Genomic DNA, 16,090 nt, shown 5'->3' on the forward strand with positions numbered 1-16,090 from the left:
CCTCGTATGGTCCGCTGAGCACCTCCCCTCCCGTGACGGCCCGGCCGTCCCCCCGGCGCAGCGGATGCTCTCGGATCATCCACGGAGCAGACATGACATCCACTCCTCGTAACGCCACTCGTCGCGGCCGGTTCACGGCGTCCGTCGCCGCCGTGACCGCGCTCGCCCTCATGGGCCTGCCCGGTGCGGCCCACGCCGACCCCGACGACGACGTCGACATCGACGAGCTGAACCAGCGGGCCGAGGAGCTGGAGGAGACCTACGACGGCGAGCTGCTCCAGTACACCGAGATCAAGGACCGGGTGGAGACCGCCGAGGCCGAGCTGGAGGAGCTCGACGAGCGCCTGGAGAAGTCCCGCGGCGGGGTGTCGGCCATCGCCGCCGCCCAGTACAAGGGCGACGGCTTCGACCCGACCCTCCAGATCGTGTTCTCCAGCCAGCCCGAGGAGATGTTCGCGGACGCCGCGACCGTCGACTACCTGGGGCAGAGCCAGGCCGAGCAGATCGCGGAGCTCATCACGCTCCGCGACGAACAGGCCATCCTCACCAGCGAGCTCCAGGACGAGATGGCCGAGGCCTCCGAGCTGATCGACGAGCTGGAGGAGCAGCGCGAGGAGGTCACCAAGCGCATCGAGGAGTACGAGGAGGAGCAGGTCCCGGAGGCTCCGGAGAACCCCGGCAACGGCTCGATCCCCGACAGCGCGCGCGGCGGCGGCTGGGAGCAGACCACGCCCCGGATGGCGGCCATCCGCGACGAGATCATCATGCAGTTCGGCGCGCCCTACCCGGTGGGCTGCTGGCGTCCCAGCAACGACGACCACGGCACCGGGACCGCCTGCGACTTCATGATGAGCGCCAACGGCGCCGCGCCCTCAGCCGCGAACCAGGCCCTCGGCCAGCAGATCTCCGACTACGGCATCGCCAACGCCGACCGTCTGGGCATCAAGTACATCATCTGGGAACAGCAGATCTGGCAGTCGACGTCGCGTCAGTGGACCTGGATGAACGACCGTGGCGACCTGACCCAGAACCACTACGACCACGTGCACATCAGCTCGTACTGATCCGGGGCCGCGGCGCCCGGGCCCGCGCGAGCGGCAGGACCGCGACCAGGGCCACGGCCACCACCGCGAAGGCGGGGCCGTACCCCGTGAGCTGGATGAGCAGGCCGAGGCCGACCGCCCCGACGCCGGTACCCGCGTCGAAACCGATGTTCCAGGCCGCGCTGGCCCTGCCGTACCCGGCCGGACCCGCGCGGCCCAGCATCACCGTGACGGTCTCGTTCTGCACCGCGCCGAAGCCCAGGCCGAACAACGCCGACCCGCCGAGCACCAACAGGGCCACGCCCGCGCCCGGCGTCGCGTCGCCGTTGGCCCACAGTCCGGCGGTGATCAGACCCGCTCCCGCCGCCGCCGTCAGGGTTCCGGGCAGCAGCAGGAGGGTGCGCCGGTGGCGGTCGTACAGGATCCCGGCGGTCCACCTCCCGGCCACGACACCGAGCGCGTAGGCGGCCAACAGCGCACCGACCAGCCAGGCTGCCCGCTCCAACGGGATCGCCAGGAAGGTGACCACCCCGCTGGCACCCGAGGACACCACCAGCATGATCACCAGCGGCGCGGCGAGGGCGACCACCAGCGGCAGTCCGCGCGGAGCCCCCGAGGCGTCGGCTGTGCCGCCTCCGTCGTGTCCGGCCCCGCGCAGCGCCGGCCGGTTGCGGCCGCCGTCCGCGAACCAGATGCCGGAGGCGAGCACCGCCGCCACCACGCCACAGACCCCCGTGAGCCAGAACGCGGTGTCGAAACCGAGGCTGAGCGCCAGCGCCACCCCTCCAGGCAGGATCACGATCTGCGGCAGGCCGATGGCCAGCCCGTAGTAGCCGGTGGCGCGTCCGACCTGGTCCCCGGACACCAGGCGGGCGGCGAGCGCCGTCCCGGCCACGGTCACCATCCCGAAGCCGATCCCGCGCACCGCCGAGATGGCCACCAGAGGTCCGAGGTCGGTGGTGAGGGCGAACAGCGGCATGGGCAGGCCCATGATGAGGGAACCCACCGGGAAGGTCCACCGGTAGCCGCCCGCGTGGTCCAGGAGCCATGGCATGGCCAGCTGTGTGAGGACCGTGGTGAGCATGAAGACGGCGGTGGTGCCGCCCGCGCCGAACTCGCCCGCGCCGCCCCGGCTGGCCCACAGGGGTACGAGCGGCAGGACGGCGGCGAACCCGCAGAGACTGATCCCGGTGGCCATGATCAGGAGGGCGAAGCCGCGCCCCCGGAGTCCGGGAAGGTCGTCGTGGGGCACCGGGGCACCGCTCCCGGCAGCGGGGGAGCCAGATCGGATCATCCCCCCTTTCTAACCGAGCCGTGGCGGCCTGTCGACACGGCTCGATGCCCTATTCCGCCTGCTCCGGCCCGGGCAGCCGCTCCCCCAGCCAGTCGCGCAGGCGGACCACGAGTTCGGGGTCGACCGCCCGCTCCGCGTGCCCCATCCCTCGGACGATCCACAGGTCCTTGGGCTGGCGCGCCGCGTCGTGGATGGCGGTGGCGTGGGAGACGGGGAAGTAGCTGTCGGAGTCGCCGTGCACGACCAGCAGCGGCGCCGGGGAGACCTCACCGGCGACCTCGCGCGGCTCGGCCGGGGTGGGGTTCCAGCGCTGGTCGGTGACGCGGACCTTGCGGAAGCGCCGCAGGAAGGCGCGGCCGAAGCTGCGGCCCACTCCGAAGGTGAGCAGGCGCATGGAGCGACTGCCCCGGTAGTACCAGCGGCTGGGGCCGCTCACGGACACCACGGCACTGATCCCGCCGAAGATGGCGGCGTGCCGGATGGCGACCGCGGCGCCCATGGAGAAGCCCAGGGTGGCGATGTGGGTGTACCCGAGCTCACGGAGGCGTTCGACGACCGCTTCGAGGTCGTGGATCTCGGCGTTGCCCACAGTGCTGCGCCCACCCGATCCGTGGTGGCCCCGGAAGTCGAAGGTCATCACGTCACCGACGGGCAGCAGCCCCTGGGCGATGGCGCGCGTGTGCGGGCTCCGGTAGGTACCGGTGAAGCCGTTGGCGAGGACCACCACGGTGGTGCGGGGCAGGGAGCCGCGCAGCAGCACGGCGTCGATCCCCACTCCGTCCGAGGTGGTCAGCCAGAAACGGTTCTCCCCGGGCTGGGCGATGGAGTGGTCAATGGCGTCGGACACCACTCCATCGTGCACGATCAGTCTCGGCGCGGGGAGTGCGGCCCCGGTGTGTCGCCCCCGTACCCCTGGCCCGGATGGGGCCCGGGGTAGGGGCCACCGGGGTAGCCCCGGGGTGGTGCGGGCCGGTGCGGCTGCGGTGCCGGATATCCCGGCGGCGGACCCTGGGGGTGCTGCCCAGGCTGCGGATTCTGCGGGTGCTGCCCCGGCGGCGGACCCTGCGGGTACTGCCCAGGCTGCGGACCCTGAGGGTACTGCCCCGGCGGCGGACCCTGAGGGTACTGCCCCGGCGGCGGACCCTGGGGGTACCGCGCGGGCGGCGGACCCTGCTGGCTCTGCCCGGGAGGAGGACCCTGGGGGTACGGGTCGACCGGCGCGGAACCGTGGGGAGGCGTGCTCCCCGGGGCGCCGTCGACGGCCCCGTGCCCCACGGATGCCGGTTCCTCCCCGACCGCCTCGAACTCGCCCGTGCGTCCGTACTCGTCGTCCGCGTACCCGTCATCCGCGTACCCGTCGTCCGCGTACTCGTCGTCGTAGTAGTCGTCGAGGCGCAGGGCCTCCTCCGCCGCCTCCCGCTCCGAGGCCGGGGGAAAGACCACCGAGCGCAGGTTCAACGCCACGTGCACCAGTACCGGGACGACCAGGCTGCCCGTGCCCAGGTACAGCACGGTGAACAGGGTGCCAGAGAAGCCCGCGCTGAGCAGGCCCCACCAGCCCTGGTAGGCGTGAGCCAACGAGAAGAGCAGGACGGACAGCACCGCGGCGATCCACAGCGGGGCGCCCATGCTGGCGACGAGCGTGATGAACAGACCCCGGTAGAGCAGTTCCCCGAACACACCTCCGGTGACCGCCATCCCCGCCGCCAGCGCCCGCTCGCGACCGGTGCGCGGCAGCAGCAGGTACTGCCGACGGCCGGGTTCGGGCAGGGTCATGGGCTTGGGCGCGCTCCGGCGTCCCCGGTGGCCCTTGCGCCCCCGGGTGGGCAGGCCGTTGACCAGCACCCAGAAGGCGGCCAGCGCGACGGCGCCACCGATCGCGGCGCCCACGATCGGACCGAAGGCGTCCGGGACGCGCAACCCCAGATCGACCAGGTTCAGTTCGGGTGACAACAGGAGCACCGCGAGGATCAGCAGGCCCCACAGCACGTGGATCGCCATCGTGACGGCGTACAGCAGCCCGAGGGCGCGCTCGTCACCGTTCTCACGGCGTGACAGCCACGCGAACGCGCGCCGTCCGAGCAGGGGTTCGCCGAACGCGGCGAAGAACAGCAGCAGGACCGTCAGCAGGGTCCCGGCGAGACTGAATTGAGGAAGACTCTCCGACCATGGCACGGGCACAGCCTAGAAGAACGACCCGGGTCATAGGGACACGGAAGCGCCCATCCCGGATGGGACCGGCATACCCCTTGTGGTCGGAGCCGTGAAGAGCGACCGTGGGTAGTGTCGCAGGTCACATGGCGGTGGCCCGGTCCGGGCGCCGCCCGACCCCGAGGTGGGGGTGGACGAGGATGGTGGATCGAGCCGTGCCCCGGGCCGACGGGCCCCGGGACATCCGCAACGTCGCGCTGGTGGGGCCCACCGGCGCCGGCAAGACGAGCCTGGTCGAGGCGCTACTCCTCGCCGCCGGGGAGATCAGGCGCCCCGGCAGCGTGGAGGAGGGGACGACCGTCAGCGACCGCGACGAGGCCGAGGTCCGCCAGAGGAGGTCGGTGCACCTGACCGTCAACCCGATCATGGTGGGCGACGTCAAGGTCAACCTGTTGGACACCCCCGGCTACGCCGACTTCGTCGGGGCGATGCGCGCCGGACTGCGCGGCGCCGACGCCGCCCTCTTCGTGATCTCGGCCCTGGACGGCGTGGACGGACGCACCCGCATGCTGTGGGAGGAGTGCGCGGCCGTGGGGATGCCGCGAGCCGTGGCCGTCACCAGGATCGACCATCCGCGCGCCGACTTCGACGCCGTCGTCGCGCGCTGCCAGGAGGCCTTCGGCCCAGGAGTGCACCCCGCGTACGTGCCCGCCACGCGGGGTTCGGGGGACCACCGCACCCTGGTGGGGCTCTGGGGGCTGGTCTCGGAGCGCTACCACGACTACTCGGGCGGGGAGGGTCCGGTCTCCGCCCCCGACTGGCTGCGCGAACAGGCGGGCCCGCTGCGGGAGACGCTCATCGAGGAGGTCATCACCGAGAGCGAGGACGAGTCCCTGATGGAGCGCTACATGGAGGGCGGCGAGCTCGATCCGGACCTGCTCATCAACGACCTCAAGGAAGCCGTGGCGGCGGGCGGCTTCCATCCCGTGCTGGCGCTCAGCACCACCCACGGCGTGGGGGTCTCCGAGCTCCTGCGCGAGCTCCCGCTCTCCTGCCCGGACCCGACCCGGCGGCCGTTCCCGCCGGTGACCCGCCCCGACGGCCGACCGGTGGAGGGGTTGACCTGTGACCCGGACGGACCGCTGGTCGCGCAGGTGCTGAGCACGTCCACCGACCCGTACGTGGGCCGGGTCAGCCTGGTCCGGGTGTTCTCCGGGACGCTGCGGCCCGACACCGACGTGCACCTGCACGGGAACGACGAACGCACGGGGGCCCTCTCCGTCCCGCTGGGCTCCGGGGTCCGTCCGGTGGGCGAGGTGATCGCCGGAGACCTGTGTCTGGTGGCGAAGCTTCCCGAGGCCCGGACCGGCGACACGCTCTCCGCGCCCGAGCGGCCGCTCCGGGTGTCGCCGTGGCGCTTCCCGGACCCCACGCTGCCGGTGGCGATCCGCGCCGCCTCCGCAGGTGACGAGGACAAGCTGTCCCAGGCGGTGGCCCGGCTCCTGGCCGAGGACCCGTCCCTTCGGGTGCGGGTGAACGAGGAGACGCACCAGATGGTCCTGTGGAGCCTGGGCGAGGCCCACCTGGACGCCTCCCTGGACCGGCTCGAACACCGCTACGGGGTGCGTGTGGAGACCGAGGACGTGCTGGTCCCGCTGCGGGAGACCTTCACCGTCCCCTGCCAGGGCGAGGGCCGCAACGTCAAGCAGAGCGGCGGGCACGGCGAGTACGGGGTGTGCCGGATCCGGGTCGAGCCGCTGGAGTCCGGAGCCGGTCTGGAGTTCGTGGACCGGATCACGGGCGGCGTGGTCCCCCGCCAGTACGTGTCCTCGGTGGAGAAGGGCGTCCGCGCCCAGATGGCCGAGGGCGTGGCCGACGGGCACCCTCTGGTGGACCTGCGCGTCACCCTGTACGACGGCAGGGCGCACTCGGTGGACTCCTCCGACATGGCCTTCCAGAAGGCCGGGAGGCTCGCCCTGAGGGACGCGGCCGCCTCCTCGGAGCTGTCGGTCCTGGAGCCGGTGGACACGGTGACGGTCGAGGTCGACGACGCCCACCTGGGCGCGGTCCTGAGCGACCTCGCCGCCCGGCGCGGACGCGTGGTGGGCACCGAGACCGCCCCCGGCGGCCGGGTGGTGGTCCGGGCGGAGGTCCCCGAGCTGGAGATCCTGCGCTACGCCGTGGAGCTGCGTTCGGTCGCGCACGGCACCGGGGTGTTCACCCTGGACTACCTGCGCCACGAGCCCCTGCCCGCCCAGGTCAGCCACCGTCTGGCCGCCTCCGGCCACCAGTAGGCCACGCCACCGCCAACCAACCCGAAGCCCGACGTGCTTCCGCCGCAGGGGTGCCCCCGTTCGAGGCGCCGCAGACCCGGGGTTCAGGAGGAGCCGGGCCAACAGCCTCCGCCACAGGCGTGAGTCCCGCCCGCACTCCTCCACCACAGGCATGAATCCCACCCACACACCCCCACCACAGTGGGGTGCCCGTTCGGGCGCCGCCAGGGTTCTGCAAGACGAGTCAAGCCGCCAGCGAGGAACGAGCCAGGCGTAGACGAGGATGAAGAACAGCTGGCTTCTTGGGCGCCCGAACACGGGCCGAAGCGAAGCGGAGGCCCCAAGCAAACACGTCTGAACCCCAACCACGGGCACGAGTCCTGACCTCGCACCCTGCCCCCTGCTACGCCTCCCCTGCACCCCTCCCCCTGCCCCTGTCCCCCCTCCCCCTACAACACCCTCCCCGGCGTGGAGCGGTCGGCCAGGGCGGCGAAACGGAACGTGTTCACCGGGTGGCTGGACAGGAGGTTGACCAGCATCACGAAGAAGCCCGTGTCGGTGTGGGCGCGCGCGGCGATGTCGTCGAAGTCCACGGCCGGGTACAGGTACTTGCCCGCCGCCAGCACGCGGATGCCCTGCACGCCCTCGGGACAGAACTCGTAGGCGTGGTTGTCGGCCGTGTACTCCTGGGCACGGCCCAGGGTGCTGCCCACGCCGGGGATGACCTGGGCGATCGAGACCGCGAACTGGCGCCAGAACGAGGTGTGTCCGGCGGCGATGTGGCCCACCTCGTGGCCGATGACGAACCGCAGCGCGTCGGGGTCGCCCAGTCGGCCACCCACCTCGAAAAGGTCGCTGTGGACGGCCACGTACCGGCGGAAACCGTGCCCGGAGGCGAACGCGTTGATGGTGCCGTTGCCCAGCACGATGTACGCCTCGGGTACCTGGCTCATGCCGAAGGACCGGGCGGCGTCCGCGACCATCCGGTACGCGTCCGGGAACTGCGCCTCGGTGATGCGCACGCCGTTGACCCGCTGCCGCGCGTAGAGCTGCCCCCGGACGAAGAAGACCAGCAGGGGGATGCTCAGGAGCAGCAGTGGTTCGTTGGGGTCACCGGAGAGCGCGCGGCTGACGGCTCCCCCGACGGCGAGCAGGGTGACGGCGACGCAGCCCACCAGGAGGGGGGTCTCCCGGTGGTGGCGCAGGGAGCGGCGGACGCGGGGGTCACCCCATCGCCAGCGGATGGCCCCCACGTGCGGTCAGAGCCGGTACTGGGCGTCGGGGAGGTCGTCGTCCGAGCCGGGGGGCGGAGGCGCGGAGTGGGCGCTGCCCATCGGCGGCGGTCCCCCGAAGGCGGGACCGGCGGGCGGTCCCGACGGCGGCGGCGCGGGGGCCCCGTCCTCGTCCATGATCGCGGCCATGTCGGCGGACAGGGTCGACTCCTCGGCCTTCTCGCTGTGCCACTCGTCGCGGAGTTCCTGGTCCTGGCGGCCCATCATCGACTGCATGTCGGTGTCGTGGGTGGCCTTGCCGGGTTCCTCCGGCCAGGCGGAGGAGGCGGCCAGGAAGGCGCTGTCGTAGGCGTCGTTGGCCTCGTCCGAGAAGCTGGGCTCCGCCGGGCGTGGTCCGGTCAGCGGGTCGGAGGGGTCGTGGACCGGAGCGGGCGCCTCGGTACGGGACTGGGCCTCCCCCGGGTGACCGCCGGGGTCGGTGTTGCCTCGGGCGTCCGCCGCCTCGGCGGGCGCCGGACCCGGGAAGGCCGAGCCCATGGGGGCGGCCCCGGGCGGCGGTGCCATGGCGGCCGGGTTGGGGTTGTCGCTGCCCACGTAGGACAGGGCGGCGATGGTGAGCGCGGCGAGCCCGGCCCGCAGGGTGGGTTCGCGGTCGGGTGAGAAGTACGGCGAGTGGTTGCTCGGGACGTTGCCCATCTTCTCGTAGGGCGTGTCGCCGGGGGCGTTGTCCCACACGTCGTGCGGTGTGGCCCCGACGAACCAGAACACGTACGGGATGGGCTGCGGGTCCTCGGGCAGACCGAAGCGGCAGAAGTCCTCGGTCGCCGGGGAGGGGTCGGGCAGGTGGATCACGTAGTCGCCGCCGAAGTAGGCGTGGTGGGCGGCGGCGACGTCGGCGGTGCTGGCCGGGTCGTTGTGGGTGACCCCGCTGCTCTGGAAGCGCTCGACCTCGGGCTCGCGGCTGGCCCCCGAGGCGGCCGCCTCGGCGCGCACGACGCGTTCGATGGCCCGTTCCAGCTGGTCCGAGACGTTCTCGTTGAGCGCCCGGGTGCTGATCTCCAGGTAGGCCTCGTCGGGGATGATGTTGGCCTTGGTGCCCGCCTGGATCCTGCCGACGGTGAGCACCGCCATCTCGCTGGGGCTGATCTCGCGGGAGACCACGCCCTGGAGACGGGTGACGATGTTGGCGGCGATGAGGACCGGGTCCACGGTGGTGTGCGGCTGGGAGGCGTGGCCGCCCTCACCGAAGACCCGCACCCGGTAGGCGCTGGCCGCGCCGAGGATGATCCCGGCCCGGTGGGAGATGAGCCCGGCGGGCTGCGGCCCCAGGTGCTGGCCGAGGATGACGTCCGGGCGGCCGAAGCGGTCGAAGAGTCCGTCGTCGATCATCCCCTGGGCGCCGTCGAGGGTCTCCTCGCCCGGCTGCGCCACGATCATGATGGTCCCGGCCCACTCCTCGCGGGTCTCGGAGAGCAGGTCGGCGACGCCGATCAGGCAGGCGGTGTGCGCGTCGTGGCCACAGGCGTGCATGACGGGGACCTCGACGCCGTCGGGGCCGTGGGCCTTGGCCGTGCTCGCGTAGGGCAGACCGGTCTTCTCCTCCAGGGGGAGGGCGTCCATGTCCGCGCGGAGCATCACCGTGGGGCCGGGCCCGTTGCGGAGGATGCCGACCACACCGGTGCCGCCGACGCCCCGGTGGACCTCGTAGCCGGTGCGGTTCAGCCATTCCGCGACGACGCTGGCGGTGCGCTGTTCGGAGTGGGAGAGCTCCGGGTTCTTGTGCAGGTCGACGTAGACGCCCTCCACGAGCGGGAAGAGCTCGTCGAGGAGTCGCATGACCACGCTTCCGTGCTGGGCTGCACGGTTGGGGTCCACCGCGTGCGGCACGGTTTCCACCGCCTTCTTCGTTCTCGTCTGGCGGGCTATGACAGGTTGACAGGGGGTTCCGCCGCCTGGGGGCAGCCTATCGGCGTGTCCGTCGCCCGTTCACACCGACACGTTGGTGCCGCCGTGCGCCTTGGCGCCCCGTGGTGGTGCCCATGGGTTAGGGTCTGCACACGGTAAGCCATCCCACACCCGTGTCCACGGGCGGGCGTGCCCTCGTGGATCCCCGTTCCTCGGATCCCGGTACACCCCTGGGGACTTTGCCTGATTTGTGCGAACTACTGGCATACCGCAGTATGTCTCAGTAGGGTAACGGAACTACGTTCGCGCAAACGGATTCGCCGGTGCCCCCCTCGCGCGCCACGCGGCACCACACCATCGGCCCCTGGCCCCCGACCGACGGTCGACCACATCCCGCGCTGAGGGTCGCGGGACCGACGTACAAGCCCCAGAAATCAGTGATCTCGGAGTCCCTAGTGGCCTCATCCACGACCAGTCCGGCACCCCAGTCCACGGAGAACGGGCACGGCGCGACCGGCCCGTCCTCCGAAGCAAGGGCCTCGGCGGCAGCGCGACCGCCGGGCCGTGACGCCCGACTCGACAACGCCAAGTTCATCCTCATCGCGCTGGTCGTCGTCGGCCACGCGATCGAGCCGATCTCCGACTACGGGCCCGCCAGTGCCCTCTACTACTGGATCTACTTCTTCCACATGCCCGCGTTCATCATGATCAGCGGCTATCTCTCCCGTTCCTTCGACTCCTCGTCGATGCGGGTGGAGAAGCTGGTCCTGACGCTGGCCGTCCCCTACCTCATCTTCTGGACCATCCACCAGACCATCTACACGGTCGAACGCGGCGGCCTCCCGGACACCCTGTCCGTGCTGAAGCCGACCTGGACCCTGTGGTTCCTCGTGGCCCTGTTCCTGTGGCGCCTCACCGTGCCGGTCTGGCAGCGGCTGCGCTGGCCCGTCGCGATCGCGGTGGTGATCTCCCTGTTCGCCACCACGGCGGACCTGGGCAGCACCCTCTCGATCGGCCGGGTCCTCAGCTTCCTGCCCTTCTTCGTGCTGGGCCTGAGCCTGCGCCGCGAACACTTCGCCCACCTGGACCGGCTCTGGGTGAGGATCGGCTCCGTGCTGGTGCTGGGCTTCACCGCCCTCCTGGCGGTGCCGGTCTCGGATCGCCTGAGCAGGGACTGGCTCTTCTGGAAGGAGAGCCTCACCGACCGCGCCATCGACCCGCTGATGCCGAGCATCGGCATCCGGTTGGCCTTCATGGGCATCGCCCTGGTCATGACCGTGGCGGTCCTGGCGCTGACCCCGAAGCGGCGGACCTGGTACACGTCACTGGGCGCCTACACGCTCTACGTGTACCTGGGCCACTCGGTCTTCCTGATCCTGCTCAAGGCCAGCCCCTGGTACGACCTGATGTCCGGCCCGGTGGCCCTGGCCACCACCCTGTCCCTGGGCATGGGGGTCACCCTCCTGCTGTGCACTCCGTGGGTGCGCGGCTGCATGCGGTGGGCCGTCGAACCGCAGCCCACGTGGTTCCTGCGCCAGGACGACAAGGGACTGGCCCACAAGGAGGCCGAGGCCAGGAAGCGCACGGCCGAGGCGGAGCGGAGCTCCGTGTAGCCCGGCCAGGCGTCCGGCGACGTGAGGAGGGGGCGTTCCGCACCGCGCGGAACGCCCCCTCCCTCGCCGGGGCACCCGGCTCCGGCCGGGTCGGGCTCAGCTGCCGCCCACGCTCGCCGGGGTCGCGGCGGCCAGTTCCCGGCGACGCGCCTCGAAGCGGCGCGACTCCTTCCAGAGGCGGCCCACCAGGACCACCTCGAAGAAGGCCAGCGCCAGGACGGAGAAGACCGCCACCGGGATGATCAGGCTGTTCAGCGGGGTGAAGAAGGCGACCACGACGGTCGCGGGCGCCACCACGCACAGGAACATCTCGAACTCGATGCCGCTGAACAGGTGCGGGCGCACCCGGTGCCTCAGGAGGGCGTTGCGCACACGGGGGTAGAGGCCACGGGGAGCCGGGGCGTCCGCGTTGGCCGGGGCGTCCGGGGCCTCGTCGTCCTCGGGGTCGGACACGTCGGGGTGGGTGGCCTCGTCACGCAGCCGCTCGGTGTCCCCCGACGCCACGGCGAGCGCCTGCTTCATGGTCTTGCGGGTCTTGGCGACCTGCGAACCGTTGAGGTAGCGCAACAGGTCGAAGAAGACCACCACGGGGGCGACGATCAGGTAGGCGGCCTGGCCCGTGACCAGCCACTGGCCGATCAGCAGAGCCATCACACAGCCGAAGAAGCGGATACGGTCGAAGACGAAGTCGACCCAGCTCCCGAACACCGAACCGGTGCCCTTCAGCCGGGCGATCTTGCCGTCCATGCAGTCCAGAACGAAGCTCAGGTGGAACAGCAGGGCACCCGCCAGCAGCCAGGCCCAGCCCAGGTCACCGGCCCAGACGGGGGCCGCGAAACAGATCGCGGACAGCAGGCCCAGCACGCCCGCGCCCAGCGTGATCTGGTTCGGTGTGATGTTGGTCCGGTTCGCCGTCCACACCACCATCCGACCCGCGAGCGGATCAACCAGGAAGACGGTCCACCAGGCGTCCTTCACCTTGTAGGTCTCGTCCTTGACTTGCGCGAGCGTGAAACGCGACATGCGGGGTTCTCCTGGAGGGCCCTGTGACCCGCGAACGCCTACGGTGCGGGGGAATCGGCACCGTTTGTGGGCAGGGGCGAGGGCCGGGTTGAGGCGGGAATCGAGTCATCATGCCAGACGGGGGTACCCCCAACCTAATCGGTGACGGCATACTTGACAGGTAAGAGGGGGATCAACAGGGTGCCGCCCGCGCGCAGCCGGGCGGAGTGGTCCACCCCCTTCGGTCTTGACCGAGGTAGAGGCATTGCGTTTTCTCAACGACCAGGTTCCCAGCCAGGACCTGACCTACAGCGACGTCTTCATGGTTCCGGGCCGCTCCGCCGTGGGCTCCCGGCTCAGCGTCGACCTCTCGTCCCCGGACGGCACCGGCACCACCGTGCCTCTGGTCGTCGCGAACATGACCGCCGTGGCGGGCCGCAGGATGGCCGAGACGGTCGCCCGGCGGGGCGGCATCGCCGTCATCCCGCAGGACATTCCCTTCGAGGTGGTCTCCGACGTCATCGCCTGGACCAAGCAACGCGACCTGGTCTACGACACCGCCATCACCCTGAACCCGACCAGCACCGTCGGTGAGGCGCTCAACCTGCTGCCGAAGCGGGCGCACAACGCCGTCATCGTGGTCGACGACGCACGCCGTCCCGTCGGCGTGGTCACCGAGGCGGACTGCGCGGGCACCGACCGGTTCGCCCAGCTGCACGACGTGATGTCCGCCGAGCTGCTGACCATCCCCGAGGGCACCGACGCGCAGGCGGCGTTCGGGATACTGCACGAGAACCGGCACCGGCTGGCCCCGGTCGTCGACGGGAACGGTGCCCTGGTGGGGGTCCTCAGCCGCACCGGCGCGCTGCGCTCGACCCTGTACCGGCCCGCCGTGGACGACCGGAACCGGCTGCGTATCGCCGCCGCCGTCGGCATCAACGGCGACGTGGCCGGCAAGGCCGCGGAGCTGCTGGAGGCCGGGGTGGACACCCTGGTGATCGACACCGCGCACGGCCACCAGGAGAAGATGATCTCCGCGATCCGCAAGGTCCGCGCGCTGTCGCCGGACGTGCCGATCGTCGCGGGCAACATCGTGACCGCGCAGGGCACCCGGGACCTCATCGAGGCCGGGGCCGACATCGTCAAGGTCGGTGTGGGCCCGGGCGCGATGTGCACCACCCGGATGATGACCGCCGTGGGCCGTCCGCAGTTCTCCGCCGTGCTGGAGTGCGCGGCCGCCGCCCGCGAGCTGGGCAGGCACGTGTGGGCGGACGGCGGTGTCCGCCACCCGCGCGACGTCGCCCTGGCTCTGGCGGCCGGTGCCTCCAACGTGATGGTGGGGTCCTGGTTCGCCGGGACCTACGAGTCGCCCGGCGACGTCATGCGTGACGCCCAGGGCCGCCAGTACAAGGAGAGCTTCGGGATGGCCTCGGCGCGCGCGGTGCGCCTGCGCACGTCGGAGGACTCCCCGTTCGAGCGGGCCCGCAAGGCGCTGTTCGAGGAGGGCATCTCGACCGGCCGGATGTACCTGGACGCCGAGCGTCCCGGCGTCGAGGACCTGATCGACCAGATCATCGCCGGTGTGCGCAGCTCCATGACCTACGCGGGCGCCACCTCGCTGGCGGAGTTCCACGAGCGCGCCGTGGTCGGCGTGCAGAGCGCCGCCGGGTACAACGAGGGCCGCCCCGTGGAGAACGGCTGGTAAACGCCGACCGGTCGGAACACGGTGAAGGGGAGGGGTCCTCGGCCCCTCCCCTTCCGTGTGCCTGGCTAGGGCGTGTCTAGGCGGAGCCGTCGTCCCTGAGCCTGGCCTCGTGTTCCTTGCGGTACTGACCGCAGAGCCGGTCCGCGTGCCGGATGGGTTCGGGGACCCGGTACCTGGGAGACACCCGCAGGACGAGCTCGGCGGAGCCCGCGAGGTCCACGCGGTGGCCCACGGAGACGTAGACGGGCTTGGTACGGGCGCGGGTGCGCAGCACCCGGCCGATGACCTCCGCCCCCTCGGCCGCGAGGGTCTCGGTGTCCTCGACCACCTCGGAGCGCCCGGCGACCATGGGGGTCCACGAGCCGCGCTCCTCCCCGGGCGGGGAGTTGCGGCCGTAGAGCACGGACTTGGCGGAGCCGACCACCGGCGCGTCGATGAGGACGCCCAGGTGGCTGGCGATCCCGAAGCGCCGAGGGTGCGCCAGGCCGAAGCCGTCGCACACGAACACGTCCGGGGTGACGGACAGCCCCTCGATGGCGCGGAGGACCGGGGGCAGCTCCCGGAACGCGAACAGTCCGGAGATGTAGGGGAAGGACGGGGTGTCCGCGACCAGGGAGGTGTCCACGACCTCCAGGGTGCGGGCGTCCAGGACCACGGCGGCCGCCGCCAGCTCCTTGTCTCCGACGCCGTAACTGACGTCGAGACCGGCCACGTAGCGCACGGAGTCCGGGTCGAGGGGCTCGGTGCGGACCCGGTCGGCCAGCAGGCGCTGTCGGGCCACCGCCTCCTTGGGGTCTCTCGGCCAGTTCTCCGGGTCGTCCAGCGCCTGGGCGGCCCGCCGCGCGACGTCGCTCACGTGTGTTCCTCGGTTCCCTCGTCCGCTCCCCGTCCGGGCTCTCAGGCGCAGTCTAGGGCGGTGAAGGTCTGCCCGGCCGCGGGGACACCGACCCCCTCCCACCGGAAGGGAAGACCCATGGCCCGGCTGAAGTCGGGGTGGTCCATCAGCTGGAAGTGCAGGTGGGGTTCGCTGGAGTTGCCGGAGTTGCCGCACCGGCCGATCCGCTGCCCGGCGGTGACCCGGTCGCCCTCGCGGACCTCGGCCGATCCCTTGCGCAGGTGGGCGTACGCGGCGTACACGCCGTCGCCCAGGTCCAGGACGACGTGGTTGCCGACCACGCGGCGGGCGCCGCCGAGGCCGCGGACGACGCTCTCGGCGAGGAGGTAGAGCAGGCCCGGCCAGGTGTCGCGGCTGCGGTGGTCGCGCTGGCCGTCGCGCACACGCACGACGGTGGCGTCGGCGACGGCCAGGAGCGGTCGGTCGAAGGCGGGGTACCCGTCGTCGGGTCGGCGGGAGAGGGGCCACCAGTAGCTGCGGCCCGGAGGGCGGCCCTCGTCCACATAGACGTCGATCGCGTAGGTCTGCCCGTACTGGTGGGTGCCGTGGCTGGGCACCTTGTCCGCCGGGCTGTTGAGCCCCACCCACGCGCCCGCGACCGGTGGAGCCACCGTGACGGTCGCGGCCTCCCTGTCCTGGTCGGAGAGCTTGCGGGTCCACAGGCGCGGACCGACCAGGAACACCCCCGCCAGCAGGAGCAACGGCAGCAGCGGGTCCTTCGGAAGGTCGAGGGCGACGGCCGCGGCGACGTAGGCGAAGTACACCACCAGCAGGGGCCCGCCGAGGTTCGTGAGGACGCCGCGCATCTGGTCTCCCTGGTTCGATATTCCTACGTAATTACGTATCAACGTACCCCACTCCGCCCCCAGGAAAAGAACCGTCCAATTCCGGACACCCCGTGGAGCGTCGCGTTGTGCCGGAGGCCACAGACCCGAACCCTCGGGAGCACCGCCCCGGAGCAGTACCGTGGAGCCGTG

12 protein-coding genes are annotated in these 16,090 nt (G+C 71.6%); 4 read left to right on the plus strand and 8 right to left on the minus strand.

Annotated features, from left to right (window positions below; translation table 11 throughout):
- Nucleotides 1-92: 92 nt before the first annotated feature.
- Nucleotides 93-1,064 (plus strand): coiled-coil domain-containing protein, encoded by a 972-nt coding sequence (locus ACFW3L_RS15320; RefSeq protein WP_378740684.1) that lies wholly within the window; start codon nucleotides 93-95, stop codon nucleotides 1,062-1,064.
- Here ACFW3L_RS15320 and ACFW3L_RS15325 read toward each other — a convergent pair.
- The 3 genes from ACFW3L_RS15325 to ACFW3L_RS15335 are packed head-to-tail and all read right to left on the minus strand — an operon-like array spanning nucleotide 1,051 to nucleotide 4,512.
- Nucleotides 1,051-2,337 carry an MFS transporter gene (locus tag ACFW3L_RS15325; protein WP_378740686.1) on the minus strand — a complete coding sequence of 429 codons (1,287 nt, stop codon included), beginning with the start codon at nucleotides 2,335-2,337 and terminating at the stop codon, nucleotides 1,051-1,053. The two genes, ACFW3L_RS15320 and ACFW3L_RS15325, sit on opposite strands and share 14 nt — an antisense overlap.
- A 49-nt stretch (nucleotides 2,338-2,386) precedes the next feature.
- On the minus strand, nucleotides 2,387-3,184 hold the full coding sequence (locus ACFW3L_RS15330) for an alpha/beta hydrolase (protein ID WP_378740688.1): 798 nt from the start codon (nucleotides 3,182-3,184) through the stop codon (nucleotides 2,387-2,389).
- A 17-nt stretch (nucleotides 3,185-3,201) separates the two neighbouring features.
- A complete protein-coding gene (locus tag ACFW3L_RS15335) occupies nucleotides 3,202-4,512 on the minus strand; it encodes a CPBP family intramembrane glutamic endopeptidase (RefSeq protein WP_378740690.1) in 1,311 nt (436 codons plus the stop codon).
- 176 nt (nucleotides 4,513-4,688) lie between these two features.
- On the opposite strand from ACFW3L_RS15335, the gene ACFW3L_RS15340 reads away from it, so the two are divergent.
- Nucleotides 4,689-6,782, plus strand: a complete 2,094-nt coding sequence (locus ACFW3L_RS15340; protein WP_378740692.1) for an elongation factor G-like protein EF-G2 — start codon at nucleotides 4,689-4,691, stop codon at nucleotides 6,780-6,782.
- A 428-nt stretch (nucleotides 6,783-7,210) separates the two neighbouring features.
- Here the strand turns inward: ACFW3L_RS15340 and ACFW3L_RS15345 are convergent, their stop codons facing one another.
- Both ACFW3L_RS15345 and ACFW3L_RS15350 read right to left on the minus strand, forming a co-directional pair.
- Entirely contained in the window at nucleotides 7,211-7,936 is a 726-nt protein-coding gene (locus tag ACFW3L_RS15345; RefSeq protein ID WP_378741031.1) for a M48 family metallopeptidase, read from the minus strand.
- An 84-nt stretch (nucleotides 7,937-8,020) separates the two neighbouring features.
- Nucleotides 8,021-9,889, minus strand: a complete 1,869-nt coding sequence (locus tag ACFW3L_RS15350) for an amidohydrolase (RefSeq protein ID WP_378740695.1) — start codon at nucleotides 9,887-9,889, stop codon at nucleotides 8,021-8,023.
- Between the two features lie 464 nt (nucleotides 9,890-10,353).
- Here ACFW3L_RS15350 and ACFW3L_RS15355 point away from each other — a divergent pair, with 464 nt between their 5' ends.
- Nucleotides 10,354-11,511: an acyltransferase family protein gene (locus ACFW3L_RS15355; RefSeq protein WP_378740697.1), complete on the plus strand. Its 1,158-nt coding sequence runs from the start codon at nucleotides 10,354-10,356 to the stop codon at nucleotides 11,509-11,511.
- A 96-nt stretch (nucleotides 11,512-11,607) separates the two neighbouring features.
- Here ACFW3L_RS15355 and ACFW3L_RS15360 read toward each other — a convergent pair whose 3' ends face one another.
- Nucleotides 11,608-12,534 carry a CDP-alcohol phosphatidyltransferase family protein gene (locus ACFW3L_RS15360; protein ID WP_378740699.1) on the minus strand — a complete coding sequence of 309 codons (927 nt, stop codon included), beginning with the start codon at nucleotides 12,532-12,534 and terminating at the stop codon, nucleotides 11,608-11,610.
- Between the two features lie 244 nt (nucleotides 12,535-12,778).
- Between ACFW3L_RS15360 and ACFW3L_RS15365 the strand changes: the two genes are divergently transcribed.
- On the plus strand, nucleotides 12,779-14,218 hold the full coding sequence (locus ACFW3L_RS15365; protein WP_378741033.1) for a GuaB1 family IMP dehydrogenase-related protein: 1,440 nt from the start codon (nucleotides 12,779-12,781) through the stop codon (nucleotides 14,216-14,218).
- Between the two features lie 76 nt (nucleotides 14,219-14,294).
- Here the strand turns inward: ACFW3L_RS15365 and ACFW3L_RS15370 are convergent, their stop codons facing one another.
- Nucleotides 14,295-15,074 carry an endonuclease V gene (locus ACFW3L_RS15370; RefSeq protein ID WP_378740702.1) on the minus strand — a complete coding sequence of 260 codons (780 nt, stop codon included), beginning with the start codon at nucleotides 15,072-15,074 and terminating at the stop codon, nucleotides 14,295-14,297.
- Between the two features lie 41 nt (nucleotides 15,075-15,115).
- Nucleotides 15,116-15,919, minus strand: coding sequence for a M23 family metallopeptidase (locus tag ACFW3L_RS15375; RefSeq protein ID WP_378740705.1), 804 nt, complete (start codon nucleotides 15,917-15,919; stop codon nucleotides 15,116-15,118).
- Between the last annotated feature and the right edge of the window lie 171 nt (nucleotides 15,920-16,090).

Source organism: Nocardiopsis sp. NPDC058789, assembly GCF_042745575.1.
In the GTDB taxonomy this organism is placed as follows: Bacteria; Actinomycetota; Actinomycetes; order Streptosporangiales; family Streptosporangiaceae; genus Nocardiopsis; species Nocardiopsis eucommiae.